The organism is Amycolatopsis sp. NPDC089917, assembly GCF_040684635.1.
Classification (GTDB): Bacteria; Actinomycetota; Actinomycetes; order Mycobacteriales; family Pseudonocardiaceae; genus Amycolatopsis.
In genome coordinates, this window is record NZ_JBFBGL010000003.1 from 181,333 (window position 1) to 206,207 (window position 24,875).

At 69.7% G+C, this 24,875-nt stretch carries 20 protein-coding genes and 1 riboswitch; of the genes, 5 read left to right on the top strand and 15 right to left on the bottom strand.

Going from position 1 to position 24,875, the window contains the following annotated elements; genetic code table 11:
* The first annotated feature begins 35 nt into the window (after positions 1-35).
* On the top strand, positions 36-389 hold the full coding sequence (locus AB0N89_RS04230) for a nuclear transport factor 2 family protein (RefSeq protein WP_364200016.1): 354 nt from the start codon (positions 36-38) through the stop codon (positions 387-389).
* Here the strand turns inward: AB0N89_RS04230 and AB0N89_RS04235 are convergent.
* Positions 386-892 carry a PaaI family thioesterase gene (locus AB0N89_RS04235; protein WP_364200018.1) on the bottom strand — a complete coding sequence of 169 codons (507 nt, stop codon included), beginning with the start codon at positions 890-892 and terminating at the stop codon, positions 386-388. The two genes, AB0N89_RS04230 and AB0N89_RS04235, sit on opposite strands and share 4 nt — an antisense overlap.
* A 72-nt stretch (positions 893-964) precedes the next feature.
* Between AB0N89_RS04235 and AB0N89_RS04240 the strand changes: the two genes are divergently transcribed.
* Genes AB0N89_RS04240 through AB0N89_RS04250 form a run of 3 tightly spaced genes read left to right on the top strand, consistent with a single transcriptional unit; the run spans position 965 to position 4,664 of the window.
* The gene (locus AB0N89_RS04240; protein WP_364200020.1) at positions 965-1,561 is read left to right on the top strand and encodes a TetR family transcriptional regulator; all 597 of its coding nucleotides are present in this window, start codon (positions 965-967) and stop codon (positions 1,559-1,561) included.
* Positions 1,562-1,572: 11 nt separating this feature from the next.
* Entirely contained in the window at positions 1,573-2,307 is a 735-nt protein-coding gene (locus AB0N89_RS04245; RefSeq protein WP_364200022.1) for a beta-phosphoglucomutase family hydrolase, read from the top strand.
* Positions 2,304-4,664 carry a glycosyl hydrolase family 65 protein gene (locus AB0N89_RS04250; protein ID WP_364200024.1) on the top strand — a complete coding sequence of 787 codons (2,361 nt, stop codon included), beginning with the start codon at positions 2,304-2,306 and terminating at the stop codon, positions 4,662-4,664. The genes AB0N89_RS04245 and AB0N89_RS04250 overlap by 4 nt, the downstream gene beginning before the upstream one ends.
* A 92-nt stretch (positions 4,665-4,756) precedes the next feature.
* Here the strand turns inward: AB0N89_RS04250 and AB0N89_RS04255 are convergent, their stop codons facing one another.
* The 4 genes from AB0N89_RS04255 to AB0N89_RS04270 all read right to left on the bottom strand — a co-directional run bounded on the left by AB0N89_RS04255 (position 4,757) and on the right by AB0N89_RS04270 (position 10,604).
* Positions 4,757-4,936, bottom strand: a complete 180-nt coding sequence (locus tag AB0N89_RS04255) for a hypothetical protein (protein ID WP_093936327.1) — start codon at positions 4,934-4,936, stop codon at positions 4,757-4,759.
* Positions 4,937-4,975: 39 nt separating this feature from the next.
* Positions 4,976-5,932 (bottom strand): exopolyphosphatase, encoded by a 957-nt coding sequence (locus tag AB0N89_RS04260; RefSeq protein ID WP_364200026.1) that lies wholly within the window; start codon positions 5,930-5,932, stop codon positions 4,976-4,978.
* Positions 5,933-6,134: 202 nt separating this feature from the next.
* Positions 6,135-7,175: an LLM class F420-dependent oxidoreductase gene (locus tag AB0N89_RS04265; RefSeq protein ID WP_364200028.1), complete on the bottom strand. Its 1,041-nt coding sequence runs from the start codon at positions 7,173-7,175 to the stop codon at positions 6,135-6,137.
* Between the two features lie 117 nt (positions 7,176-7,292).
* A complete protein-coding gene (locus AB0N89_RS04270; RefSeq protein WP_364200030.1) occupies positions 7,293-10,604 on the bottom strand; it encodes a DUF885 domain-containing protein in 3,312 nt (1,103 codons plus the stop codon).
* Between the two features lie 133 nt (positions 10,605-10,737).
* Here AB0N89_RS04270 and AB0N89_RS04275 point away from each other — a divergent pair, with 133 nt between their 5' ends.
* Positions 10,738-11,736: an AsnC family protein gene (locus AB0N89_RS04275; RefSeq protein WP_364200032.1), complete on the top strand. Its 999-nt coding sequence runs from the start codon at positions 10,738-10,740 to the stop codon at positions 11,734-11,736.
* Positions 11,737-11,986: 250 nt separating this feature from the next.
* Here AB0N89_RS04275 and AB0N89_RS04280 read toward each other — a convergent pair whose 3' ends face one another.
* From AB0N89_RS04280 to AB0N89_RS04325, 10 genes are all read right to left on the bottom strand, one after another.
* Complete coding sequence (locus AB0N89_RS04280) at positions 11,987-12,913, bottom strand: RluA family pseudouridine synthase (protein ID WP_364200034.1); 927 nt, start codon at positions 12,911-12,913, stop codon at positions 11,987-11,989.
* Positions 12,910-13,473, bottom strand: coding sequence for a signal peptidase II (gene lspA / locus AB0N89_RS04285; RefSeq protein WP_364200036.1), 564 nt, complete (start codon positions 13,471-13,473; stop codon positions 12,910-12,912). The genes AB0N89_RS04280 and lspA overlap by 4 nt, the downstream gene beginning before the upstream one ends.
* A 24-nt stretch (positions 13,474-13,497) precedes the next feature.
* Positions 13,498-14,094, bottom strand: coding sequence for a hypothetical protein (locus AB0N89_RS04290; RefSeq protein ID WP_364200038.1), 597 nt, complete (start codon positions 14,092-14,094; stop codon positions 13,498-13,500).
* A 19-nt stretch (positions 14,095-14,113) separates the two neighbouring features.
* Positions 14,114-15,478 (bottom strand): aminotransferase class V-fold PLP-dependent enzyme, encoded by a 1,365-nt coding sequence (locus AB0N89_RS04295; protein ID WP_364200040.1) that lies wholly within the window; start codon positions 15,476-15,478, stop codon positions 14,114-14,116.
* Between the two features lie 32 nt (positions 15,479-15,510).
* Positions 15,511-15,625, bottom strand: a riboswitch (SAM riboswitch).
* A gap of 128 nt (positions 15,626-15,753) precedes the next feature.
* Positions 15,754-16,437 carry a M23 family metallopeptidase gene (locus AB0N89_RS04300; protein WP_364200041.1) on the bottom strand — a complete coding sequence of 228 codons (684 nt, stop codon included), beginning with the start codon at positions 16,435-16,437 and terminating at the stop codon, positions 15,754-15,756.
* Positions 16,438-16,567: 130 nt separating this feature from the next.
* Positions 16,568-18,046: a potassium/proton antiporter gene (locus AB0N89_RS04305; RefSeq protein WP_364200043.1), complete on the bottom strand. Its 1,479-nt coding sequence runs from the start codon at positions 18,044-18,046 to the stop codon at positions 16,568-16,570.
* A gap of 111 nt (positions 18,047-18,157) precedes the next feature.
* Positions 18,158-18,841, bottom strand: a complete 684-nt coding sequence (locus AB0N89_RS04310) for a helix-turn-helix domain-containing protein (protein WP_364200045.1) — start codon at positions 18,839-18,841, stop codon at positions 18,158-18,160.
* Positions 18,842-18,884: 43 nt separating this feature from the next.
* Positions 18,885-20,489 carry a penicillin-binding transpeptidase domain-containing protein gene (locus AB0N89_RS04315; protein ID WP_364200047.1) on the bottom strand — a complete coding sequence of 535 codons (1,605 nt, stop codon included), beginning with the start codon at positions 20,487-20,489 and terminating at the stop codon, positions 18,885-18,887.
* 225 nt (positions 20,490-20,714) lie between these two features.
* Positions 20,715-23,885 (bottom strand): isoleucine--tRNA ligase, encoded by a 3,171-nt coding sequence (ileS, locus tag AB0N89_RS04320; protein WP_364200049.1) that lies wholly within the window; start codon positions 23,883-23,885, stop codon positions 20,715-20,717.
* Between the two features lie 170 nt (positions 23,886-24,055).
* The gene (locus AB0N89_RS04325; protein WP_364200051.1) at positions 24,056-24,610 is read right to left on the bottom strand and encodes an Imm21 family immunity protein; all 555 of its coding nucleotides are present in this window, start codon (positions 24,608-24,610) and stop codon (positions 24,056-24,058) included.
* Positions 24,611-24,875 lie beyond the last annotated feature (265 nt).

Here is a 24,875-nt window from a genome sequence, read left to right on the forward strand (position 1 = left end):
CGACGGCGGCACACCCGCGCGGAACGATGAGCGGCATGACCACAGCGAAGAAGATCGTCGTCGATTGCTTCGAGAACCTGTTCGCGCACAAGGACTTCGCCGCCGCGGGCGCGAACGTGCACCCGGATTTCGTCACCCACAGCCCGGGCTTCCCATCCGGCCGCGACGCTTTCGTCGAAGCGATGCGGACTTCGCCGATGATCGGCGCCGACGTCTCCGTGAAACGCGTGATCGCCGACGAAGACCACGTCGTCGTACACCTGCACGTCGTCCCGCCGGGCGAGGAACACGGGATGGCCGTCGTCGACATCGTGCGAGTGGCGGACGGGCTCATCGTGGAGCACTGGGACGTCAAGCAGCCGGTGCCGCCCGGTGCGGAAATGTTCTAGGGCTTGATGATCAGGCAGGTGCTCGACGCGGTCGCGAGCACCTTGCCCGCCGGGTCGCGGATGTCGCCCTCGGCGAACGCGACGCGCGAACCGGCCTTCACGATCCAGCCGTGCGCGCGGATCTCCCCCACCGAACCGGAAATGGCGCGCAGGAAGTTCACCTTCAACTCGACCGACGTGTACCCGACCCCGGCGGGCAGGGTCGAGTGCACCGCGCACGCCACCGCCGAGTCCAGCAGGGTCGCCGCGACGCCGCCGTGCACGGTCCCGATCGGGTTGTACAGCGACTCGTCCGGCGTCGCGGCCAGCACGACGTCGCCCTCGGCCACGCTCACCCAGCGCATGCCGAAATGCGCCGAGATCGGCGCCGGCGGGATCCGCCCCTCCGCGATACCGGTCAGGTAGTCGAGCCCGGACAGCTCGCGGCCGAGCCGGGCGGTGGGCAGCGGATCCTGCCAGGTCACGATCTTCTGCCTGGTCTCCGCGGTGGCGTCGACGGTCATACATGCCCCCTAAGACGGTCGTCCTAGATTTTCCTAAGACGATCGTCCTAGTCAAGGGCTATGCTGACGGACGTGTCGGATGCCACCACCCGCGAGCGCATGATCTCGACCGCGATGACGCTTTTCCGCCGAGAGGGCTACCAGGCGACCTCGTGGCGGCGGCTGGTCGAACAGGCCGGGACGCCGTGGGGGTCGGCGTATCACCACTTCCCCGGCGGCAAGGAGCAACTGGCGGTCGCCGCGATCGAACTCGGCACCGCCGTCGTGGCGAAGACCGTCCGCCGCGCTTTCGAGCGCAACGAGACCGTCGAGGACGCCGTCGGCTGGTGGTACCGCAAGGCGGGCGAAGCACTGGCCGCCGACGACTACCGCGGCGGCTGTCCGCTCGCCACGATCACGCTGGAGATGGCGCACGCGTCGCCCGCGATCACCGAGGCGTGCCAGGACGCGTTCGCCGCCTGGCACGTGCTGCTGGTGGAGCTGCTCACCGGGCACGGCGCCGAGAACGCCGAAGACCTCGCGACGGCCATCGTGAACAACCTCGAAGGCGCCCTGCTGGTCAGCCGGATCCGCCGCTCGCCCGATCCGCTGGAGCGGGCCGCGCGACACGTCGCGCTCGTGGTCGGCGCCACCCGACAAAGCCGAGCGGGTACCGGCGAGCGCGGGTAGCGTGGCCAGACATGATCGGTCTGCCCGACACCATCACGGCCTGCCTCTTCGACCTCGACGGCGTGCTGACCGGAACCGCGGCCCAGCACCGCGAAGCGTGGAAGCGCACGTTCGACGACTTCCTGCGCGCCCGTGACGGCGATTCGTACTCTCCCTTCACCGACACCGACTACGCGGCTTACGTCGACGGGCGGCCGAGGGCCGACGGCGTCCGCACTTTCCTCTCCTCGCGTGGGATCGAGCTACCCGAGGGGAAGCCGGACGACGGCATCGACGCCGCCACCGTCAACGGCGTCGGGAACCGCAAGAACCAGCTGGTGCTGAAGATCATCGACGACGAAGGCGTCACCCCGTACCCGGGTTCCGTCCGGTACCTGGAGGCGGCGAAGGCGGCCGGATTGCGCATCGGGGTCGTCACCTCGTCGGCCAACGGCGCGAAGGTGCTCGACGCCGCCGACCTGACCAAGTTCGTCGAGGCGCGGATCGACGGGATCGTGATCTCCGAGAAGGGTTTGCGCGGCAAGCCCGCCCCCGACTCGTTCCTCGCCGGCGCCGAGGCGTTCGACGTCGCGCCTGAGAACGCCGCCGTCTTCGAAGACGCGCTCGCGGGTGTGCGGGCCGGAAAGGACGGTGGGTTCGGTTACGTGGTCGGGGTGAACCGCGCGCATCAGGCGGGAGAGCTGCTCTCGCACGGTGCCGACGTCGTGGTGGACGACCTGGCCGAACTCCTGGAGGACCGCAAGTGACCGAATCGTTTCTCCGCGGCTACGAGGTCTCGCCCTGGGAGCTGCGCTGGCACGGCATGGACGTCGACGCGTTGCAGCGCACCGAATCGGCGTTCGCGGTGTCCAACGGGCACATCGGTCTGCGCGGCACGCTGGAGGAGGCCGAGCCCCGCGGTCTGCCGGGCACCTATCTCAACGGTTTCTACGAGCAGCACGACCTTCCGTACGCGGAAACCGGTTACGGCTACCCGGAAGAGGGACAGACCGTCGTCAACGTGACCGACGGCAAGGTCATCCGGCTCCTGGTCGAGGACGAGCCGCTCGACATGCGGTACGGACAGGCGACCGACCACGACCGCGTCCTCGACTTCCGGAAGGGCACGCTCGCGCGCGACACCGTGTGGTCCTCCCCGACCGGGCGCCGGGTACGGGTGAAGACCGAGCGCCTGGTCTCCTTCACCCAGCGGGCCGTCGCCGCGATCCGGTACGAGGTCGAACCGCTCGACGACGATCTCCAGCTGGTGGTGCAGTCGGATCTGCTGGCGAACGAACCGGTCGAGTCCGACACACGTGACCCGCGCGTCGCGGCGGCGCTGGAGTCGCCGCTGGTCGGCGAGTACCACCACGCGGAGGCGTACCACGCCGTGCTGGTGCACCAGACCCGCCGGTCCGGGCTGCGGATGGCCGCCGCGATGGACCACAAGATCGACGTCTCCGACGGAGTGCGAACGCATATCGAGGCCGAGGAGGATCTGGCGCGGCTCACCATCGCCGTGGACGTGCCCAAGGGCGGACGCCTGCGGATCACCAAGTTCCTCGCTTACGGCTGGTCCGCGCAGCGTTCGGTGCCCGCCGTCCGCGCCCAGGTCGAGGCCGCGCTGGCCGGGGCGCGGCAGACCGGCTGGAAGGGCCTGCTCGCCGAGCAGAAGGAGTTCCTCGACGGCTTCTGGGCGACCTCGGACATCGAGATCGACGGCGATCCGGAACTCCAGCAAGCGGTCCGGTTCTCGCTCTTCCATCTCCTGCAGGCCGGGGCCCGCGGCGAGACGAGAGCCCTGGCCGGCAAGGGATTGACCGGCCCCGGCTACGACGGGCACGCGTTCTGGGACACCGAGACGTTCGTCCTGCCCGTGCTCACCTACAGCATGCCGGACGCCGCCAGGGACGCGCTGCGCTGGCGTCACTCCACTTTGGATAAAGCGCGGGAACGGGCCGCGCAGCTGGGTCTGCGCGGCGCCGCGTTCCCCTGGCGGTCCATCAACGGCGCGGAATGTTCCGCGTACTGGCCGGCGGGCACGGCCGCGTTCCACGTCAGCGCGGACATCTCGGACGCCGTCGTGCGCTATCTCAACGCCACCGGCGACGACGAGTTCATGCGCACCTGCGGCGCGGAACTGCTCCTCGAAACCGCGCGGATGTGGTTGTCACTGGGTCATTTCGACCGGCGGGGCCGGTTCCGGATCGACGGCGTCACCGGGCCGGACGAGTACTCCGCGGTGGCGGACAACAACGTGTACACGAACCTCATGGCACGCCGGAACCTGTTCTACGCCGCCGAAATCTGCGGAGCACACGAAGACGTGGCGTCCGCCTTCGAGGTCACCGAGGACGAGGTCGCGCTGTGGCGCAAGGCGGCCGACTCGATGCTGGTGCCCTACGACGAGGATCTCGGCGTCCACCCGCAGTCCGAAGGCTTCCTGGAGCACGACGAGTGGGATTTCGAGGCCACGGACCCGGATTTCTACCCGCTGCTGCTGAACTTCCCGTACTTCGACCTGTACCGCAAGCAGGTGGTGAAGCAGGCGGATCTGGTACTCGCACTGCACCTGTGCGGCGATTCCTTCACCCCGGAGGAGAAAGCCCGCGATTTCGCCTACTACGAGGCGCGGACGGTACGGGATTCCTCACTGTCGGCGGGCACTCAGGCCGTGGTGGCGGCGGAGGTCGGGCATCTCGAACTGGCCTACGACTACCTCGCCGAGGCCGCGCTCACCGACCTGCACGACGTGCACAACAACGTCCGCAACGGCCTGCACCTGGCCTCGCTGGCGGGCGCGTGGCAAGGCACCGTCGCCGGGTTCGGCGGCCTGCGTGACCACGGCGGACGGCTGACCTTCGCGCCGCGCCTGCCGCCGCAGCTGCGGCGCATCGCGTTCCGGCTGACCTTCCGCGGCACCCGGTTCCAGGTCGAGATCGACCGCGAAGGCGCGACGTATCACGTGATCACCGGGGAGCCGCTGGAACTGGCGCACCACGGCGAGACCTTCACGGTGAACTCCGAACCGGTGCGGCTGCCGATCCCGGCGCTGGATCCGGGTCCGGCTCCGGCTCAGCCCACGGGCCGCGCTCCGGCGCGGAGGCGGCCGAAGGGCGCTTGACCGCTCCGCGAAACGTCATGAAAGGGTCGTTCAGGACATTTTCTGTCCTGAACGACCCTTTCATGACACACGCGGGCCGATCCCCCTGCCGCTCAGTCCGGGGGTTCGACCGGCACTTCACCGCTGCCGGGCACGCCGTCGACCTCTTCGGTGCCGTGCGGCCCGAGGTCGCGGTTGGGCGCGCTGGGCACGTCGGTCTTCGGCTGGATCCCGCGAAGGTCGTCGAGGTCTTCTTCCTCGTCCTGTCCGAAGCTCTTCTTGCTTTCCCTCATATGTCCGGGGTACCCGTTCCCGGCCCGATACGCCAGTTTTCAGGCGGCTTTCGCCGGTTTGCCGTCCAGGGTGACCAGGCCGTCGAGCATGCCGAGCAGCAGGCCGTCCCTGGTGGACCACGGGCAGATGGCGACCTGACCGCCGGAAAGCGTCAGCAGCGCCTCGGCGACGATCGCGCCCGCGAGAGCCTGATGCGAACGCTGCCGCGAGATGCCCGGCAGCTCGGCGCGGCGTTTCGCCGGCAGTTTCGCCAGCCGCGGGATCCAAGCGCGAAGGTCGTCGAGGTACAGCTCCCGCGAACGGGACGGCCGGTCACCGGCCAGCCGGGCGAGTTGCCGCAGCACCTTGGAGCAGCCGACGGCGCGGTGGTCGCGGATGTGCGGCAGGACGTCCTGCATCGCGTCGCGGACCTCGTCGAGCACGTGCTCCCGCATCGCCCGCACGACCTTGGGTGACGGGCATTCGGTGGCGAACCAGTCCCGTGTCAGCGAGCGGGCGCCGAGCGGCAGCGAATGCGCGAACCCGGCTTCCTCGGAGTTCCCCGCGGCGAGTTCGACGGTCCCGCCGCCGATGTCGAGCACCAGCAGCCCGCCGGCCGAAGCGCCGTACCACCGGCGCGCGCCGACGTAGGCCAGTTCGGCCTCGCGGCGGCCGGTGAGGAACCGCAGTTTGACCCCGGTGGCCTTCGCGACGTCGCAGACGACCTGCTTCACGTTCGCCGCGTCGCGGATCGAGGAGGTGGCGAGCGGGTACACGTCCTCGACGCCGTGCTTGGCGGCCATGGTCATCCCCGCTTCGACGGCGGAAGAGACCGCGTCGATGCCGCGCCGGGTCAGGTTTCCGTCATCGTCGAGTTCCCGGTCGAGCCGCAGTCGCGTCTGGTGGCTCAGCACGGGGTCGAGTGGCGAACCACCCTTGGCCAGAACCACCAGCCGCGCGCTGAACGACCCGACGTCCAGGACCGCGGCGGACGGCTCGCCGATCTGCTTGCGCACGCGAGGCACCTCACCTTCGTCGCGAACGTATTCCCCCGAGGACTCGCTTCCACTCCTGATAATGGCGGATTTTCCGCCCGTTCAGGCGTGGTTTACGTTCCCTTTCCACCGGGAAGACGTTTTTTGACCACGATGGGGCTACACCGGCGCAGGTCAAGTATACCGTACCGATACAGGTGAGAGTTTCGACTCCTTCGCGCGGCTAACCAACCAGTTCGCGCAACTTCGAAACCTGCGCGACGCGGGCTTCGCGACCGGGCAGCATCGGGTTGACCACCAGCGTGGTCGCGCCTGCCTCACGGAAGGCTGCCAGCCGCTCCTTCACGTACCCCTCGGACCCGATCAGCGAAATCGCCCTGATCAGCTCCTTCGGCACCGCCGCGGCGGCCTCGTCCTTCTTCCCGTCCAGGTACAGGTCCTGGATGAGCTTGGCTTCGGCCTCGTAGCCGTACCGCTGGGCGAGACTGTTGTAGAAGTTCTTGCCGCGCGCGCCCATCCCGCCGATGTACAGCGCCAGCATGCCGCGCAGGTGGTCCAGCATCCCGTCGACGTCGTCGCCGATGGCCAGCGCGGTACCCACGAAGGTGTCCAGCTCGCCCAGCGACGGGTCACGCTTCGCCTTGCCCTCGGCCAGCGACGCGCCCCAGACCTCGGCGGCCTTCTCGGGGTGGAAGAAGATCGGCTCCCAGCCCTCGGCGAGTTCGGCGGTGAGCGCGACGTTCTTCGGGCCGATCGAGGCCAGCAGGATCGGGATGCGCTCGCGCACCGGGTGGTTGATCAGCTTCAGCGGCTTGCCGAGGCCCGTGCCCTGTTCCGGCGGCAGCGGGATCGTGTAGTGCGCGCCGGAGTGCACGACCTTCTCCCGCCGCCACACCTGACGGCAGATGTCGATGATCTCGCGGGTGCGGCCGAGCGGCGCGTCGTACTTCACGCCGTGGAAACCCTCGATGACCTGCGGACCGGACGCGCCGATGCCGAGGGTGAACCGGCCGTCGGAGACGAAATCGAGCCCGGCGGCGGTCATCGCGGTGAGCGTCGGCGTCCGCGTGTAGATCTGGAAGATGCCGGAGGCGATCTGGACCCGCTCGGTCTTCGCCGCGACGTAGCCGAGCTGGCTGACCGCGTCGAACGAGTAGGCCTCCGGGACGAAGACGATGTCCAGCCCGGCCTTCTCCAGCTCGACGATGTCCGCCACGCTCTCGGCGAACCCGCCGGCGTAGTTGATCGCGGTCCCGATCCTCATCGTCGTCTCCTAGCAAGTTACTGAGCGGTTGCTTAGTACCAGTGTCGCGTGAGACCCCTGCGAAGGCAAGACGGCGGGCGCCCGAGGGCACCCGCCGTCTTCACGCCGCGCTTCACTTCACTGCGCGGCGACCCAGGCCTTCACCACGTTGTCCAGCACTCGCAGCGGCAGGATGCCGTTGCTCAGCACGACCTCGTGGAAGCCCTTGATGTCGAAGCGGTCGCCGAGGGCGGCTTCGGCCTCGGCGCGGACCCGCTCGATCTCCAGCCGTCCGACCATGTACGACAGCGCCTGCCCGGGAACCGCGGCGTAGCGGTCGATCTCGGCCTCGATCTCCACCCTGGCCATCGGGGTGTTCTCGGCGAGATAGTCGACAGCCTGCTGACGGCTCCAGCCGAGCGCGTGCATCCCGGTGTCGACGACCAGGCGGCCGGCGCGCATCGAGTCCTGGGTCAGCATGCCGAACCTGGTCAGATCGCTGGAGTACAGACCCATCTCGTCGGCGAGGCGCTCCGAGTAGAGCCCCCAGCCTTCGACATAGGCGTTGACGTCCGCGTGCCCGCGCAACATCGGCAGGCCCTTGAGCTTGTGCGCGATGCAGATCTGGAAGTGATGCCCCGGAACGGCTTCGTGGAAGGCGATCGCCTCGCTCGTGTGCTTCGGGCGCAGCTCGGCCTCGTGGGTGTTCGCGTAGTACGTGCCCGGCCGCGAGCCGTCGAGCGCCGCCTCGATGTAGTACGCGAGCGTGCCGCCCGGAGCCTCCGCGGGCGGGACCGGCTCGACCTGGCACCGCTCCTCGGGGATCGTCGAGAACCAGTGCGGGGCAACGGCTTCGGCGCGGGTGATGGCGTCACGCGCGGCGTCGAGCAGTTCGTCTCCGTCCCGCCAGCGCAGGGCCGGGTCGGTGCGGAGCCGCTCGAAGATCTCGGCGAGATCCTTGGTGCCGAAGATCTTCTCGCCCAGCTCGCGGTACTGGTCGGCCAGTTTCGCGATCATGTCGAGCCCGGTGTCGTGCAGATCCTGCGCGGTGCGCTCGGTGGAGGTGTGCGCCCGGATCAGCGCGGCGTACTTCTCCTGCCCGCCGGGAAGCGCGCACAGACCCGGCTCCTTTTCGGACTTCGCCACGGGACGCAGCTCGGTGGTGAGGAAGTCGCGGTACCGGGTGTAGGCCGGCCGGACGACCTCGGCCAGCAGCCGGTCGCGTTGGGCTTCGTAGCCCTCCACGGCGACGGACGCGGTGAGCGCCAGCGGGTCACCCGCCTCGTCGCCGAGATAGCGCTCCACGTAAGCGATCCCGCCTTCGACGAGGAAGCCGGGCGGGACCAGCCCGTCGGCCGCCGCCGCGCGCTGGCGCACGATCAGGGCGTCCAGGTAGTCGCCCAGTCCGTTCAGCCGCTTCAGGTATCCCCGGACCTTCTCCTCGTCGTTCAGGGACAGCACCGCGAGCTCGTTCAGGATGAACAACGCGGGCGAGGCCAGCCCGTCGCTGACCGAGAACTCGGCGGCGCGCGCGTCGGTCACGTCGACCATCGCCTTCGCCTGCTGGATCACGACCTCGCGAGTGACCGCTTCGGCGGTGGAAAGTCCTTCGGCGCTCAGGGCTTCGGCCCGCTCGGCGATGGCGACCGCAGCCGCGCGCTGGGCGGCCGCGGCCTCCGCGCTCGGATCCGGCAGGGAGCCTTCGTCACCGGGGAGCCCGAGCAGCGAACGCCACAGCGGGAGCTCGTCGAACTTGAGCTCCATCAGCTCTTCGGCGAGGCTGTTCGGGGTGTCGCCGTGGCCGGCGACCCAGTCGCGGACCACGCCGTCCAGCACCGAAAGCGGCAGCGCTCCGCCGCCGAGGACGACGTCGTGGAAAGCCTTGATGTCGAACCGGCCGCCCAGCGTCAGCTCGGCTTCCGCACGGATGCGCTGGATCTCCAGCCGTCCCACCATGTACGACAGCGCCTGGCCGGGGAAGGCGATGTAACGGTCCACTTCGGACTCGATCTCGACCAGTGCCATCGGCGTGTTCTCGGTGAGGAAGTCGATGGCCTGGCGGCGGCTCCAGCCCAGCGCGTGCAGCCCGGTGTCCACGACCAGACGGCCGGCGCGCATCGAATCCATGGTCAGCATGCCGAGCTTCGCGACGTCGTCGGAGTACAGGCCCATCTCGTCGGCGAGGCGCTCGGTGTAGAGACCCCAGCCCTCGGCGTACGCGGTGAAGTCGCCGACGCGGCGCAGCAGCGGGAGTTCGCTGAGGCTCTGCGCGAGGCTGAGCTGGAAGTGGTGGCCCGGGATGGCCTCGTGGAACGCCGTCGCCTCGGCCGCGTGCCGGAACCGCTCTTCGGCCTTGTGGGTGTTGGCGAAGTAGATCCCCGGGCGGGAGCCGTCGACGGCGGGCCACATGTAGTAGGCGGCGGGCGCGCCGGGCGCGGATTCGGCCGGGACCGGCTCGACCGTCCACGGCTGCGGCGGGATCCGGCCGAACCAGTTCGGCGCCTCGGCTTCGGCCCTGGTGATGGCCGCGCGGGCGGAATCCAGCAGCTCGTCCGCGCTGGACCAGCGCAGGGCCGGGTCGGTGCGGAGCTTGGTGAAGATTTCGGCGAGGTCGGTGGTGCCGAAGACGCGGGAGCCGTACTCGCGATACTCATCGGCGAGGTTCGCGATCACGTCGAGCCCGGTCTGGTGCAGCTCGCGCGGGGTGCGGACGGTCGTGGTGTGCATCTCGGCGAGCAGGGCGTAGATGCGCTCGCCGTCGGGCAGCCAGCAGACGCCGGGCTTGTCCTCGGGGCGGCCGTGCGGCGCGATCTCCTTCGCGAGGACCTCGCGGTACTCGGCGATCGCGGGCCGGACGACGTCGCGCAGCAGTCCGGCGCGGCGGGTCTCGAAGTCCTCGTCGGGCGCGGGCTGGCGCAGCAGCGGGTCGGCCGACGGCTCGGCGAGGTGCCGGTCGAGGTACGCGACGGCGGCGTCGACCAGGTACGCGACCGGGACCAGGCCGCGGGCGACGCCGTCGCGGTGCCGCCGCGCGGCCTGCTTCAGGTACTCCGGGATCGCGGCGATCCGCCCGAGGTGCGCCTCCGCCTGCGCGCCCGTGCCGACCGACATCATCGGCAGCACGGTGAGCACCTCGGCGGCGGGCGAGATGAAGAGGTCACTGACGGTGAACTCGACGAACCGCGAGTCCAGCAGCGCGATCCTCGCCCGTGCCGTCGCGATCAGGACGTCCCGGGTGGTCTTCTCCTCCGCGCTCAGGCCGTCGGTGCCGAGCGCCTCGGCCCGCTCGGCGAGATCGGCCAGCTTCGCGCGGAAGGCGTCGCCCGCGGCCTCGCTGAGGTCGGTGAGCCCGGTCGATTCGGGACGGAAGCCCTGCAAAGCGGGCGTGACCGGCTCGGCGTCGAACAGGACTTCGACGAACTCGTCGGCGAGGGCGGAGACTTCGCTCATGTTTCTTCCCCAGGGGTCGGTGGAGGCGGTGCCTCCGACCCTAATGGAGAGCGCGTACTACCGAAGCCGGGTTTTGCCGCGGGCGGACGGCCACTCCCACGGTGCCGGGGACGAGACGGTAGCGTTCCCGGACGTGGCCGTGACCGATCCCGTGGACATCCGCCTGCTCGCCGCCCTCGCGGACCTGGGCAAGGCGGCGGTCCACGAACTCGCGGCGAAGGTCGGCATGGATCCGCGTGAGGTCGCGTACCGCCTGGTCGCGCTGTCCGGCAGCGGGTTGCCGCTGCTCGTGGGTGTGGAGAGCGACCCGAACGGGTTACGGGCCGCCATCGCGAGCGCGCCGCCATCGTGGGCGCAGCAGGCTCCTCCGCCGCAGCAGCCCCAGCGTCCGCCGGGGCAGTCCGGGCCGCACAACGTCCAAGGCACCCCCTCCGGGCCGTACAACGTCCAGGGGACGCCTTCGGGGCCGTACAACGTGCACGGCACGCCGTCGGGCCGGTACCCCGGGCCGCCGTCCGCTCCGGTGCGCCAGCCGATGGCGCCGCCCCAGCAGCAGCCACCGCCCCAGCGTCCGCCCGCCCCGCCGCAGCAGCAGTTCGCGCCGCCGCCCGCGCCCGCCGACCCGGTGATGAGCACCTGGGGCGTCCCGCAGACGGCGTCCTGGGCCCGCGGCGACGAGCAGCAGCCGGTGCCGCAGCAGGTCCCGGAGGGCAAGAAGGGCAAGACCGGCGACGTCATGGAGACCCAGGGGCTGGAGGGCGAGCAGCTCACCGTCCAGTTGCTGGAGGTCCAGGACCCGGCGGACTACCTGTTCAGCGCGGCGGGCTACTCGCTGGAGGCCGGGGAACGGTCGGTCGTGGTGCACACCGAGATCACCAACCGCGGGAACATCCCATTCGTGTCGCTGCCGGACAACTACCTCGAACTGCTCACCGCGGACGGCAAGCCGATCGCGAAGGCGCCGGTCTCCCTGACCTCGCGGCCGCCGCACAAGATCGGCGTCCGGCCGGGAGAGACGCTCGGCGGGCACACGGTCTACGTGCTGCCGGACGCCACCCGCGTGGTCGCCGTGCGCTGGTCGCCGCGGCCGGAACCGGACGAACGCACCCTGACCTGGTCGATCGACGACTGACCCCCTTCACGCCGATCCAAAGACATGAAGGGGTCCTTCACGGACCGCGCCCGCGGGGTAGCGAAGGCCCCCTTGCCTACCCTCAAGGTAGTGAAGGACTCCTTGAGGGACCTGGGTCCCTCAAGGAGTCCTTCATGGACCACCGAATCGCCTCAGGCACCTCAAGAAGCCCCAGTGACCTCATGCGTCACATCGGTCCGAGCCCCGGCGACGGCCCAAGCCCGCATTCAGAGGACGAAGGCGAGGAGGGCTAGTTCTCGTCCTGCAGGATCCGCAGCGCGTTGGCCAGGTCGTCCGGGTACTCCGACTCGAACTCGACCCAGCGCCCGTCGGACGGGTGCGCGAAGCCGAGCGTCTTCGCGTGCAGCCACTGCCGGGAAAGCCCCAGCTTGCGCGCGAGCACCGGGTCGGCGCCGTAGGTCAGGTCACCGACGCACGGGTGCTTGAGCGCCGAGAAGTGCACGCGGATCTGGTGCGTGCGCCCGGTCTCCAGCTTGATCTTGGCCAGCGACGCGGCACGGAAGGCCTCGACGACCTCGTAATGCGTCACGCTCGGCCGCCCACCCTGGACGACGGCGAACTTGTAATCGTGCCGAGGGTGCCGGTCGATCGGCGCGTCGATGGTGCCGCGCGTCGGGTCCGGATGGCCCTGGACGATGGCGTGGTAGCCCTTGTCGACGGTGCGTTCCTTGAACGCCCGCTTCAGCACGGTGTACGCGTGCTCGCTCTTCGCGACGACCATCACGCCGGTGGTGCCGGCGTCCAGCCGGTGCACGACGCCCTGGCGTTCGGCCGCGCCCGAGGTCGCGATCCGCAGTCCGGCGGCGGCGAGCCCGCCGACGACGGTCGGCCCGGTCCAGCCGGGACTCGGGTGCACGGCGACGCCGACCGGCTTCGAAATCACCACGATGTCGTCATCGTCGTGCAGGATCTTCATGCCTTCGACGGGTTCCGCCACGACCTCGACGGCCGAGGCGGGGTCCGGCAGCGTCACTTCGAGCAGGCCGCCGGCGGACAGCCGGTCCGACTTCCCGGCGGGCCTGCCGTCGAGGAAGATCTCGCCGGATTCGGCCAGCTCCGCCACGACAGTGCGGGAAAGTCCCAGCAGTTTCGCCAGCCCCGCGTCGACGCGCATGCCGTCGAGCCCGTCGGGGACGGGCAACATCCGCGCGCTCATTCGCTCGCCGCCTTCTTCTTGTCCTTTGTAGACGATCCGTCGTAGTCCTTGCCCAGCAGGGAAAGGATCACGATGAGCACACCGCCGACGCAGATCGCGGAGTCGGCGACGTTGAAGATCGCCCAGCCCTGCCCGTTCGGCGCGAACGCGGAGATCATGTCGACGACGTGTCCCTGCAGCGGCCCGGGGGCGCGGAAGATCCGGTCGGTCAGGTTGCCGAGCGCGCCCGCCAGCACCAGGCCGAGGCCGATCGCCCAGCCGACCGAGCGCAGCCGCCGGGACAGCCAGATGATGGCGACCACGACGGCGACGGCGACCAGCGCGAGCACCCAGGTCAGCCCGGTCGCCATCGAGAAGGCGGCGCCGGGGTTGCGCACCAGCTGGAAGTACACCAGCCCGCCGAGGAACTCGACCGGCTGCTTGCCCTCCAGCGTCGACACGGCGATCTGCTTGGTGAGGAGGTCGATCCCCCACAGCACCGCAGCGACGACGAACACGACGGCGACGCGCTTCTTGGGCAGCGGCGGCGCCGGTGGCGCGGTTTCGGGCTCTGTGCTCACTCCCCCATTGTCCACGGAGCGTGCTCAGGGCTCCCCGGCGGCCGCCTTCGGCCTGCTCAGGAGCGCCGCGAACGCCCCGGCGAGCGCGACCAGCGACGACAGCACCAGCGCGAGCGGTCCTTGCGCGAGCACGACGGCACAGAGCACGAACGCCGCGGCCACGACCAGCACGAGCACGCTCCGCTCCAGCCAGGCGAGCGCGACCAGGCCCAAGGTCAGCAGGATCGCGCTCCGCGCGTCGCCGTCGATCTCGAATTCCCAGAAACCGACCAGATCCGCCAGCAGGATCGCGACCAGGCCCCCGACCGCGATCGCGGCGACCTTCCACCATCGCACGGGCCGCGACCGACAAGCGTAGAAAAGCACCGTGCCGAGGTAGACCGCGAGGACGGCGAACAGCCAGTTGTCCATCCGGCTCATGCCGATGACCGAGACGGCACTCGCGGTCTCACGGCTCATCTCCAGGCCGTAGAGGCCTTGGTACACCCCCGGGCCCGGGTTGGGCGCGTAGGCGAACCATCCTCCGGATCGGCTCGAACCGACGGACAAGGCCACCACCACCAGCTGAGCGAATCCCAGCAACGCCAGCGGAAACCAGTAACGCGGTCGCTCGTTCCCCATGCGGGGTGAGGGTAGTGGGTCAGGCGCAGAACGGAGGAAGCTCCCGCGGATCGTTCTCCGGCACCCAGCGGCCCTCCGGCTTCTCGTACTGCCAGCGCGCGCCGCGGGCGACGATCTGGCGCAGCGCCAGAACGAGCCGGTCGACGTGTTCGGTGGTGCTGCCGAGGCCGAGGCTGACCCGGATGGCCTGCTGCCCCGTCGAACCGGCGGCGGAGATCAGCCGTTTGGTCGCCACGTGCGCGCAGAACGCGCCGTCCCGGACGCCGATGCCGTACTCCGCGGACAGGACCGCGGCGAGCCAGCCCGGTTCGAAGCCGTCGACGACGAAGCTGAGCGTGCCGACCCTGTCGACCGGCGCGTCGAACAGCCGCAGCTCGGCGAATCCGGGGATCCCGGCGAGACCGCGACGCAGCCGCGCCAGCAGTTCGTCCTCGTGGGCGACGATGGCGTCCCAGTTCTCGGACAGCGCCTCGCAGGCGACGCCGAGCGCGTAGACGCCGACGGTGTTGGGGGAACCTGCTTCGTGCCGCTCGGCGCCCGCGTTCCAGACCACGCCGAAGTCTTCGGCTTCGCGGGTGACGAGCTTCGTCGCACCGCCGCCGGCGAGGTACGGCTGGGCGGCGCGCAGCCAGTCGGCACGGCCGATCAGCGCACCGGCGCCGAAGGGCGCGTACAGCTTGTGGCCCGACAGCGCGATGTAGTCGACGTCCAGCTTGCGCACGGAGATCTTGCGGTGCGGCGCGAGCTGCGCCGCGTCCAGCGCGATCCGGGCGCCGTGCCGGCGCGCGACGGCCGCGATCTCCTTGACGGGCAACAGTTCCCCGGTCACGTTGGACGCGCCGGTGATGACGACCAGCCGCGGGCCCTGCGGGCAGTCCGCGAGCGCTTCGTCCACAGCGGACACCGCGGCGAGGCGGGTGCGCGGGGTCTCGATCCGGCGGACGTTCGGGCCCTTCCACGGCAGCAGCGCGGCGTGGTGGTCGGTGTCGAACACGACGACCGACGTGTGCTTCGGCAGGCTACGGGCGAGAAGGTTGAAGGAATCGGTGGTGTTGCGGGTGAAAACGACGGTATCGGTCGACCGCGCGTCGACGAAGTCGCGCAGGATCCCGCGCGTGCGCTCGTAAAGCCTGGTGGAGATCTGCGAGGCGAACCCGGCGCCGCGGTGGACGCTGGCGTACCAGGGAAGGAACTCGTCGACCGCGTCGCGCACCTTGTCCAGACACGGGGCGCTCGCCGCGTGATCGAGGTTGGCGTAGCCGATTTCGCCGCCGGTGACCAGCGGAACCCGCAGACCGGCACACGCCACCGTCGGAATTTCGTGCGAGACAACGGTTTCCGCGACGGCGGCGGGGGCGTTCGTGCGTTCGAGAGCGAGAGTCATGGTCATCCTCCGGGCCAGGGGACCCGACGAGGATCCCGCGCTTGCCCGTCGCACCACGCGACGAGCCAGGTCCTCACCCGGGGCACCCCACCGCGGAAGGAGGGTTGCCGGCCAGCTAGCCGGGGCTTGACGCTGACACTCGTGACCTACGAACGAAGTTAGCGGATCAGCGGGCGATCAAGCCACCCCTTGTCCGCATCTTGAGACGCCGCTCACGTACTCCGCAAGCGAAAAGAACCGTTGCCCGGCGCCGCGCCGCGCCGGGCAACGGGAGGTCAGACGCGGAATCGGCCCGGCAACGGGACGATCGAACGCGAAGAGACCTCGGTCGCGGTACCGGAGTACTGATCGGTGCCCGCGGTGAACTGCCAGCCGCCGAACGTCTTGCCGTCGACAGCCTCGCCGTAGGCCTCGGCGACCTTGGTCGAGACCTCGTCGTAGGACATGCCGTTCCAGTTGCCCGCGCCGACGCCGAAGTCGCGCGAGTCGCCGCCCTGGGCCGCGGCCGCGGGCAGGGTCCACAGGGTGAAGTGCACGTGGGCGCCGGTGCTGCTGCCACCGCAGGGCAGCGCGTTGCCGGTCCGGCCGAGGGCGTCGCCAGGAGCGACCTTCTGGCCGTCGGTGACCGAAATGCGCTCCATGTGGTAGTACCCGGTCCGCCAGCCGCCGTCGTGATCGACGGTCACCCAGTCACCGCCCGAGCAGTGCTGGATCCGGACCGTGCCGGCCAGCGGGGCGCGGACGGTCTTGTCACCGGGACTGAAGTCGATGGCGTTCTTCACGCCGGAGTTCCCGTCGTCCGAGTGGATCCCCGCCGAGTAGACCGACTGGCCCGTGTCGAAGGGCAAGCCGAACGCCGGGAAGGCGCCGGCCGCGGAAGCCGCCGGCGCGGCGAGAACCACTCCGACGAGTGTGGCCGCGGCCCCCAGACCGGCGAACCGTGCAGGAAGTTTCGTCACCTTGCGTACTCCTTACCCCGTGACACTCACCCATTCGATGGAGTCGATTGCCGGGAAAGTAATCCAAAAGGAGTACAAAGGGAAGAATTTTCTGAGATCAACCGACGAACAGCTGGTGCCGGTTCGTGACCTACTGGCCGGATTCGCCCTTCCACCTGGCGAGGCGTCCGGCGCGGTCGACGGCGCGGAGCCGTCGTTCGGCCGCGTCACGGGCGTCGGAGGTGGTCACGACGAGTAACTGGTCGCGTTCCTGGAGGCGGGTGTTCTTGTTGGGCGTGAAGCCGGCGCCGCCGCGGACGAGGAGGCTGATCGTCGCCCCCACCGGCAGCCGCAGTTCGGCCAGGTAGACGCCGTGCATCTTGGATCCTGCGTTGATCCGGACCTGCAGGAGTTCCGCGCCCATCTCGTCGAGCGGCGCGGAGTCGACGTCGATCTCGTGCGCTTCGGCGTGCTGGGCCAGCCCGAGCGCTCTCGCGAGCGGGGTCAGCGTCGCGCCCTGGAGCAGCGTCAGCACGATGACCAGCACGAACACCGCGTCGACCAGCTCCTGCGCGCCGGGCACGCCGGACGACAGCGGGATCAGCGCGAGCACGATCGGCACCGCCCCGCGCAACCCGGCCCAGGACAGGAACACCTGTTCTCGCCAGGGGACCTTGAACGGCAGCGCCGACAGCAGCACCGACAGCGGCCGGGCCAGCAGCAGCACGACCGCGCCCGCGACCAGGCCCTGGACCAGGCTTTCGAAGATCCGGCCCGGTGAGGCGAACAGGCCCAGCAGCACGAACAGCCCGATCTGGGCGAGCCAGCCGAGCCCCTCGGCGAAGGACAGCGTGTCCGACCGGTGCGGCAGCTTCGAGTTCCCCAGCACCAGGGCCGCGACGTAGGTGGCGAGCAGGCCCGAAGCGTGCGCGAGCTGCCCGCTCGAATACGCCACGACACAGACGGCCATCGTGGCCAGCGGATACAGGCCGGTCGCCGGGAGCGCGGCCCGTCTCAGCGCCTGCGCGCCGATCCAGCCGAAGGCCAGGCCGATCACCAGGCCGGCCGCGAGTTCGTAGACGACCAGCAGGGGCAGCGACCAGTCCACGGTCGTGCCCTCGGCGAGGACGACGACGGCGATGTAGGCCGGGGCGTCGTTGATCCCCGACTCGATCTCCAGCGCGCCGACGAGCCGCTTCCCGATACCCGCCGATCTCAGCACGGAGAAGACCGCGGCGGCGTCGGTCGAGGCCAGCACCGCGCCCCACAGCAGGGCCATCCGCCAGTCCAGGCCCAGCAGCCAGTGCAGGGCCGCGCCGGTGACCGCGATGCTCACCGCCACGGCCACTGTGGACAGTGCGATCCCGATGCCCAGCGAGGGTTTCACGGCCGTCCACCGGGTGGTGAGGCCACCTTCGGACAGGATCATCACCAGCGCGGCGAGGCCGAGGGACTGGGTGAGCTCGGGGTTGTCGTAATGGATGCCGAACCCGGCTTCGCCGAGCAGGACGCCCATCCCCAAGTACAGCAGCAGCGAGGGAAGGCCGACCCGGATCGACACCCGGACGGCGATCACGGCGACGAGAAGCACGGCGCCACCGGTGCCGAGGACGAGCGGGAGCTGCTCCATGTCGCCTCCCGTCCGGTCGCCGTGAGGGCTACAGAATAGTGAGGCAGTGGTCGTCACTCGATCGTGTACCGGTCGAAAACCGTCCGGTTGGCCTGTGTTACAGACTGTCCTTTACGGACGGCGCAGGGCGGCCAGGTCGACACCGAGGTCCGCGAACGGTTTTTCCGCCGCGGGCAGGACTTTCACCGCGCGATTGCCCTCACGGGACAACCAGCCGGCACTCACTCCGTGAGACAGTAACGCCGCGGGGACCCGTCCTGCCAAATGATCACGGCGCACTGTCCAATCGAGACAGTCACGCAACATCGCGCGGCGGCCGTCGGCGATCTCCACCCCGAGCGCGCCGAGCACCTCACGGCCGCGGCCGGTCAGCGTCAGGCCGTCGGCCTCGTCGATCAGCCCGGCGGCGAGCATCCCGTCCCGCAGCGCGACGCCGACCGTGCCCGCGAGGTGGTCGTAGCAGGTCCGGGCGAATTCGAGCCGCTTCACCCGGACCGACGAGCGCAATCCCTTCACCGGACGGTGTGCGGCGTGCTGCGCCAGATGCTCGATCAGCTCCGCCACCCGGGGGTCGGCGATCCGGACGTAGCTGTGCCGCCCCTGCTTGACCCGGACCACGAACCCGGCCTCGGTCAGCTTCGTCACGTGCTCACTCGCCGTCGACGCGGCGACCTCGGCCGCCCCGGCCAGTTCGGTCACCGTCCAGGCACGTCCGTCGAGCAGCGCGAGGCACATGGACGCACGGCTCGGGTCGGCGAGCACGGCCGCGACCTCGGCCAAGGCGATCGTTTCCATGCGTTCACCGTAGAAGACCCACGGTTCGGCGAGCGCCGAACCGTCAGCCCGCCAGGAACTTCGCCGCCAGCTGGACCGCGGGTTTCGAGTCGTTGGAACCCTCGAGCATGACCGCGAAAGCGACGTCCCCGCGATAGCCGACGAACCACCCGTTGGCGTCGGCGCCCGAACCGAACTGCGCCGTCCCCGTCTTGCCGAAGACGGTGCCGCTGCCCTTCAACGCCTTCGCCGTTCCCGTCGTGCAGACCTCGCGCATCATCGCCCGGACCTGGTTCAGCACCCCGGCGGTCGGGGCCTGGTAGCCGGTGTTGACCTTGGTCTCCAGCCCCTGCCACAGCTTCGGCACGACCGGCTTCCCGGTGGCGACCGTGGCCGCCATGAGCGTCGCGCCCAGTGGGCTGACCTGCACCTTTCCCTGTCCGATGCCAGCTTCGACCTTCTCGTCGGCGTTGCTCGACGGTTCCACCTTGCCGGTCTCGGTGGCCAGCCCGGGGATCTCGAAGTCCGCGTTGAGGCCGAGCTGCGTCGCCGCCTTCGAGAGGCCGTCCGCGGGCAGCTGCCCGGCGAGCTGCCCGAAGGTCGTGTTGCACGACGCGGCGAACGCGGTCTTCAGCGAAACGGTCCCGAGGTCGAACCCGTTCTCGTTCTTGAGCGTGCGGGTCCCGATCTGCTCACTGCCCGGGCAGGCGACCTGCGAGTCGACGGAGACCCCGCCCTGCTGCAAAGCCGCGGTCGCCGTGGCGATCTTGAAGGCCGAACCCGGCGAGTACAGGCCGCTGAGGGCCTTCGGCTGGCTCCCGGCGGCGCCGTTCTGCGCGACCGCCAGGAGTTCGCCCGAGGTCTTCATCGCGACGATGATCGCCGGGCCTTGGAAGCCGTCGACGGCTTTCTGCGCGGCGGTCTGGGAGGCCACGCTCAAGGTCGAGACCAGCGGTTTGTCGGTCTCCGAGGCCTGTCCGAACAACGTCTCGACCGGTTTGCCGGAGGCGTCGACACGGGACACGCTGACGGTGGCCGGGGTCCCGGTGCCGCCGTTCTGCTCGGACGCGACCTTGGACAACGCCCCCTGGAGCAGCGGCGCGACACCGGCCGCGTCCCCGCCGACGAGCGCTTTGCCGTCCCTGTCGGCCACCGCCGGCTTGGCCGAAGCGCGGGCGAGGGAGAGCTGCTGACCGGCTTCGAGCTTCGGGTGGATCACCGACATCGCCCAGCGGACCACCCATTTCCCGGCGTTGCGGACCAGCTCCAGCTTGCCCTCGTACCGCCAGTCGCTTCCGCCGGGAAGGCTCCACGCGGCGTGGAAGGTGGCCGACGTCGTGGTCGCGTTCCCCGGCGTGGTCGGGACCTCGCCGAGGGTCGTCTTGACCGGCGCCGCGCCGAGCGCGCCGCGTGTCGCGGACACGGCGGCCGTGGCCGCCGCCGGATCGTCGACCGGCGCACCGGTCAGGTCACCGGTGTCGAACTGCCGCAGGAACCGGGCGGCGACCTGCGCCGGGCTGTCCATCGCCGTCGCGGTGGACTCCCCTGGCCCGCCCGACGCGGCGGGTGCCTGTTCCTCCCTGACCAGCAGCACCACCGCGGCCACCACGACGGCGACGACCGCGAGCGCGGCGCCGATCAGGATCCCTCTTTTCCGGGCAGGACTCATGGATTCGCTCTCCCCATACGGCGCGCACCCCTTCGCGCGCGCCCCCGGGCGCCAGCCTGCCGATTTCCCGCGCGCGAGGTGGTCGGGCGGCGAGAAAGCGACGGTTCCGAATCCTTTTCGTGATCCCGGTGATCGGGACCTCCCGGCCAGTGTCATGAAAGGGTCGTTCAGGACGGAAAACGTCCTGAACGACCCTTTCATGACATTTCTTGCGGGACGCGCGGGTCAGGCCTTGGCGACCGCCACGGTCACCTTCGTGCCCTCCCCGACCGTCCCGGCCGAACCGTCCGCGACGTCGCCGTAGGCAACCGAAGTCGCCAGAGTCTCCGAAGCGATGAACTCCTCGTGCGTCTTCGCGGCCGCGACCACGTCCTCCGGCGCGTCGACCGTCAGCGCGATCCGGTCGGCGACGTCGAGTCCGGCGTCACGGCGGGCCTGCTGCACGACCCGGACCAGGTCGCGGGCCAGGCCCTCGGCCGCCAGTTCGTCGGTCACCTCGGTGTCGAGCAGGACCAGTCCGGCGCCGCCGGGCAGTTCCGCGGCCGCGCCGCCGCCCTTGGCGACCAGACGCCGGTCGTACTCGCCTTCGACGAGTTCGATCCCGGCGGCCACGACGGCGCCGCTCTCCGACGTCGTCCACTCGCCCGCCTTGACGGCCTTGATCACCGTCTGGACGTCCTTGCCCAGCCGCGGTCCGGCGGCGCGGGCGTTCACCGCGACCTCGAAACCGCCGTGGGCGGCGACGTCCGCGGTCAGCTCGACGGATTTGACGTTGACCTCGTCGCGCAGGATGTCGGTGAACTCGCGCAGCGAGTCGGCCTCGTGCGCGGCGACGACCAGCTTGGCCAGCGGCAGCCGCACCCGCAGCTTGTTCGACTTCCGCAGCGAAAGCGCCGAAGACGCCACCTGGCGCACCCGGTCCATCGCCGTCACCAGCGCCGCGTCGGCGGGCAGGTCGAGCGCGTTCGGCCAGTCGGCCAGGTGCACCGAACGACCGCCGGTCAGCCCGCGCCAGACGACCTCGGTGGTCAGCGGCAGCAGCGGCGCCACCACCCGCGACGTCACCTCCAGCACGGTGTGCAGGGTGTCGATCGCGTCCTGCTCGCCCGCCCAGAACCGGTCGCGCGAGCGGCGCACGTACCAGTTCGTCAGCACTTCCAGGAAGTCGCGGACGGTCGAGCAGGCACCGGCGACGTCGTAGGTGTCGAGCGCGTGCTCGACGTCGGTCACCAGTTCGTGCGTCTTCGCCAGCACGTACCGGTCGAGGATGTGCTTCGAATCCGTGCGCCACTTGCCTTCCACGCCTTCGGCGTTCGCGTAGAGCGCGAGGAAGTAGTACGAGTTCCACAGCGGCAGCACGGCCTGGCGGACGGCGTCGCGGATGCCCTTGTCGGTGACGACCAGGTTGCCGCCGCGCAGGATCGGGCTCGCCATCAGGTACCAGCGCATCGCGTCGGAGCCGTCGCGGTCGAAGACCTCGTTGACGTCCGGGTAGTTGCGCAGCGACTTGGACATCTTCTGGCCGTCCGAGCCGAGGACGATCCCGTGCGAGACGCAGGTGCGGAACGCCGGCCGGTCGAACAACGCGGTCGCCAGCACGTGCAGCAGGTAGAACCAGCCGCGGGTCTGCCCGATGTACTCGACGATGAAGTCGCCCGGGTAGTGGTGCTCGAACCACTCGGTGTTCTCGAACGGGTAGTGCACCTGGGCGTACGGCATCGAGCCCGAGTCGAACCAGACGTCGAACACGTCCTCGATCCGGCGCATGGTGGACTTCCCGGTCGGGTCGTCCGGGTTGGGCCGGGTCAGCTCGTCGATGAAGGGCCGGTGCAGGTTCTCCAGCCGGACGCCGAAGTCGCGCTCGAGTTCGTCGAGCGAGCCGTAGACGTCCGTGCGCGGGTACGCCGGGTCGTCCGACTGCCACACCGGGATCGGCGTGCCGAAGTACCGGTTGCGGGAGACCGACCAGTCGCGGGCGTTCTCCAGCCACTTGCCGAACTGGCCGTCCTTGACGTTCTCCGGGTACCAGGTGATCTGCTGGTTCAGCTCGATCATCCGGTCCTTAAACTCGGTCACCGCGACGAACCACGACGAGACGGCGCGGTAGATCAGCGGGTTCCGGCAGCGCCAGCAATGCGGGTACGGGTGTTCGTAGGTCTCGTGGCGCAGCAGCACCGCGCCCTGGCGGCCGGCGGAACCGGTGCCGTTCTTGAGGTCCTTGATGATGTTCGGGTTGGCGTCGAACACCTGCTGGCCCGCGTAGTCCGAGACGGTCGCGTCGAACTTGCCCTGCGCGTCGACCGGGGTGACCGGGACGATGCCGACCGCGTCGGTGACGGCCTTGTCCTCTTCACCGTAGGCGGGCGCGATGTGGACGACACCGGTGCCGTCCTCGGTGGTCACGTAGTCCGCGGACAGCACGCGGTGTGCGTTCTCGTGCCCGGCGAAGTACGGGAACGGTGGGGCGTAACGGGTTCCGAGCAGTTCGGTCCCGGTGTAGTGCCCGACGACCGTGGGCTCTTCGCCGAGCTCGCGGGCGTAAGAGGCGACCCGCGCTTCGGCGAGCAGGAACCGCTTGCCTTCCTGCGCCTCGGATTCCACGACGACGTACCGCACATCGGGGTGCACCGCGGTCGCGAGGTTGGACGGCAGCGTCCACGGGGTCGTGGTCCAGATCAGCAGATACGTGCCGTCGAGCTCGTTGTCGTTGCCCTCCAGGCGGAAACCGACCGTGACGGCCGGGTCCTGGCGGCTGGCGTAGACCTCGTCGTCCATGCGCAGCTCGTGGTTGGACAGCGGGGTCTCGTCGCGCCAGCAGTAGGGCAGGACGCGGTAGCCCTCGTAGACCAGGCCCTTGTCCCACAGCTGCTTGAACGCCCAGATGACCGACTCCATGTAGGACAGGTCGAGCGTCTTGTAGTCGTTGTCGAAGTCGACCCAGCGCGCCTGGCGGGTGACGTAGTCCTGCCATTCGCCGGTGTAGCGCAGCACGGACTCGCGGCAGGCGTCGTTGAAGACGTCGATGCCCATCGCGTCGATCTCGGACTTCTCGGTGATCCCGAGCTGGCGCATGGCCTCGAGTTCGGCGGGCAGGCCGTGGGTGTCCCAGCCGAAGCGGCGCTCGACGCGCTTGCCCTTCATGGTCTGGTAACGCGGCACCAGGTCCTTCACGTACCCGGTGAGCAGGTGACCGTAGTGCGGGAGGCCGTTCGCGAACGGCGGACCGTCGTAGAAGACGTACTCGTTCGAGCCGTTGACGCCGGGGTCGCGGGCGTCGATGGAGGCCTGGAAGGTCCGATCGGATTCCCAGTACGCGAGGACGCGCTTTTCCGATTCGGGGAACGAAGGCTGGGACGGGACGCCGGTCTCGCCGTCCACCTGTGCCTTGGGATACATCTTCGGTGCTCCTCAGATCCGACACTGCTCGTCTCGTACGGGCTTCCGCCCACACGGGGACGAGACGGCCGTTTCCGGCGCGTTCCGCGGTACCACCCCGCTTGCCCGGCCGGTGGTGTTCCGGCTGGGCCGCTCATTCGACGGCTGTGACGGGCCGTACCCGTCCGGTTCTACTGGGGGCGTGGGCCCTGTTCTTCCGGAGGCTCCCCGGTGATGGCCGGATCGGTGCCAGTTGAGTCAAGGGTAGCGCGCGGGGGCAACCGGGTTGTCCGGGGTGGGCGAAATCCGGGGACGGCGGTGGCCGAGCCGCTCCCCTGTGCGTGATCGTCGCCTTGAGGTTCGGGGATCAAGCGGATCAGGCCGACCCACGCGGCTTCCCCTTCCGCGTGGACGGCGCGAACGATGAACCGTCCTTTCTCGATCTCGACGGATGCCCGCTCGGGCTCTCCGCCGGCGGGATACTCGACGCCCAGTTCCGGTCCCGCGGTCACCGAGTCCATGAGGACCGCGGGGCCGTCGGTTTCCCAATGGCCGCAGTCTTCCCACGGCGTGGCGGGATCGGCGAGGAGTCGTCCGGCTTCGGCGAGCAGGTCGTCCTCGGAGTCGGCTGCGAGCCAGCGAAGGAAGACGCGATGTTCCGGCAGGTAGCAAGTGATGGCGGGTTCATCGCCGAGGACCAGACCTTTCGCCTCGCCGATGGGGAGAGTTTCCGCGAGCGCGCTCACCGCGCAGGCACGGGTCGTAGTCGTCCTCGCCCCCTTCGACGCTTCCTTTCCACTGCGCCAAGGCGGCAAGTTCCGGCATCCAGGCGCGGCCGTGTAGGTCGTTATACAGTCGGCGGAGGCTTCGGAACCGGATGGAGTTCATTGGTGACACGGGCGGTTATTGGGAGGAAGGCAGAGGTGTCGTGCTCATCGCTCGCGCGCCTGCCGGCTTCGAGTGTCGCGAAAGCCACTTTCGGGACGTCAGGCGTCTCGAAAGTGGCTTTCG

Excerpts from the sequence above, each read along its gene's own strand:
- AB0N89_RS04230 (WP_364200016.1), top strand. The coding sequence starts at position 36 with ATGACCACAGCGAAGAAGATCGTCGTCGATTGCTTCGAGAACCTGTTC.
- AB0N89_RS04295 (WP_364200040.1), bottom strand. The coding sequence starts at position 15,478 with ATGACTCTCGCTCTCGAACGCACGAACGCCCCCGCCGCCGTCGCGGAA.
- AB0N89_RS04310 (WP_364200045.1), bottom strand. The coding sequence starts at position 18,841 with ATGGAAACGATCGCCTTGGCCGAGGTCGCGGCCGTGCTCGCCGACCCG.
- AB0N89_RS04280 (WP_364200034.1), bottom strand. The coding sequence starts at position 12,913 with ATGAGCGCGCGGATGTTGCCCGTCCCCGACGGGCTCGACGGCATGCGC.
- AB0N89_RS04245 (WP_364200022.1), top strand. The coding sequence starts at position 1,573 with ATGATCGGTCTGCCCGACACCATCACGGCCTGCCTCTTCGACCTCGAC.
- ileS (WP_364200049.1), bottom strand. The coding sequence starts at position 23,885 with ATGTATCCCAAGGCACAGGTGGACGGCGAGACCGGCGTCCCGTCCCAG.
- AB0N89_RS04305 (WP_364200043.1), bottom strand. The coding sequence starts at position 18,046 with ATGGAGCAGCTCCCGCTCGTCCTCGGCACCGGTGGCGCCGTGCTTCTC.
- AB0N89_RS04255 (WP_093936327.1), bottom strand. The coding sequence starts at position 4,936 with ATGAGGGAAAGCAAGAAGAGCTTCGGACAGGACGAGGAAGAAGACCTC.
- AB0N89_RS04315 (WP_364200047.1), bottom strand. The coding sequence starts at position 20,489 with ATGAGTCCTGCCCGGAAAAGAGGGATCCTGATCGGCGCCGCGCTCGCG.
- AB0N89_RS04265 (WP_364200028.1), bottom strand. The coding sequence starts at position 7,175 with ATGAGGATCGGGACCGCGATCAACTACGCCGGCGGGTTCGCCGAGAGC.
- AB0N89_RS04235 (WP_364200018.1), bottom strand. The coding sequence starts at position 892 with ATGACCGTCGACGCCACCGCGGAGACCAGGCAGAAGATCGTGACCTGG.
- AB0N89_RS04270 (WP_364200030.1), bottom strand. The coding sequence starts at position 10,604 with ATGAGCGAAGTCTCCGCCCTCGCCGACGAGTTCGTCGAAGTCCTGTTC.
- AB0N89_RS04290 (WP_364200038.1), bottom strand. The coding sequence starts at position 14,094 with ATGGGGAACGAGCGACCGCGTTACTGGTTTCCGCTGGCGTTGCTGGGA.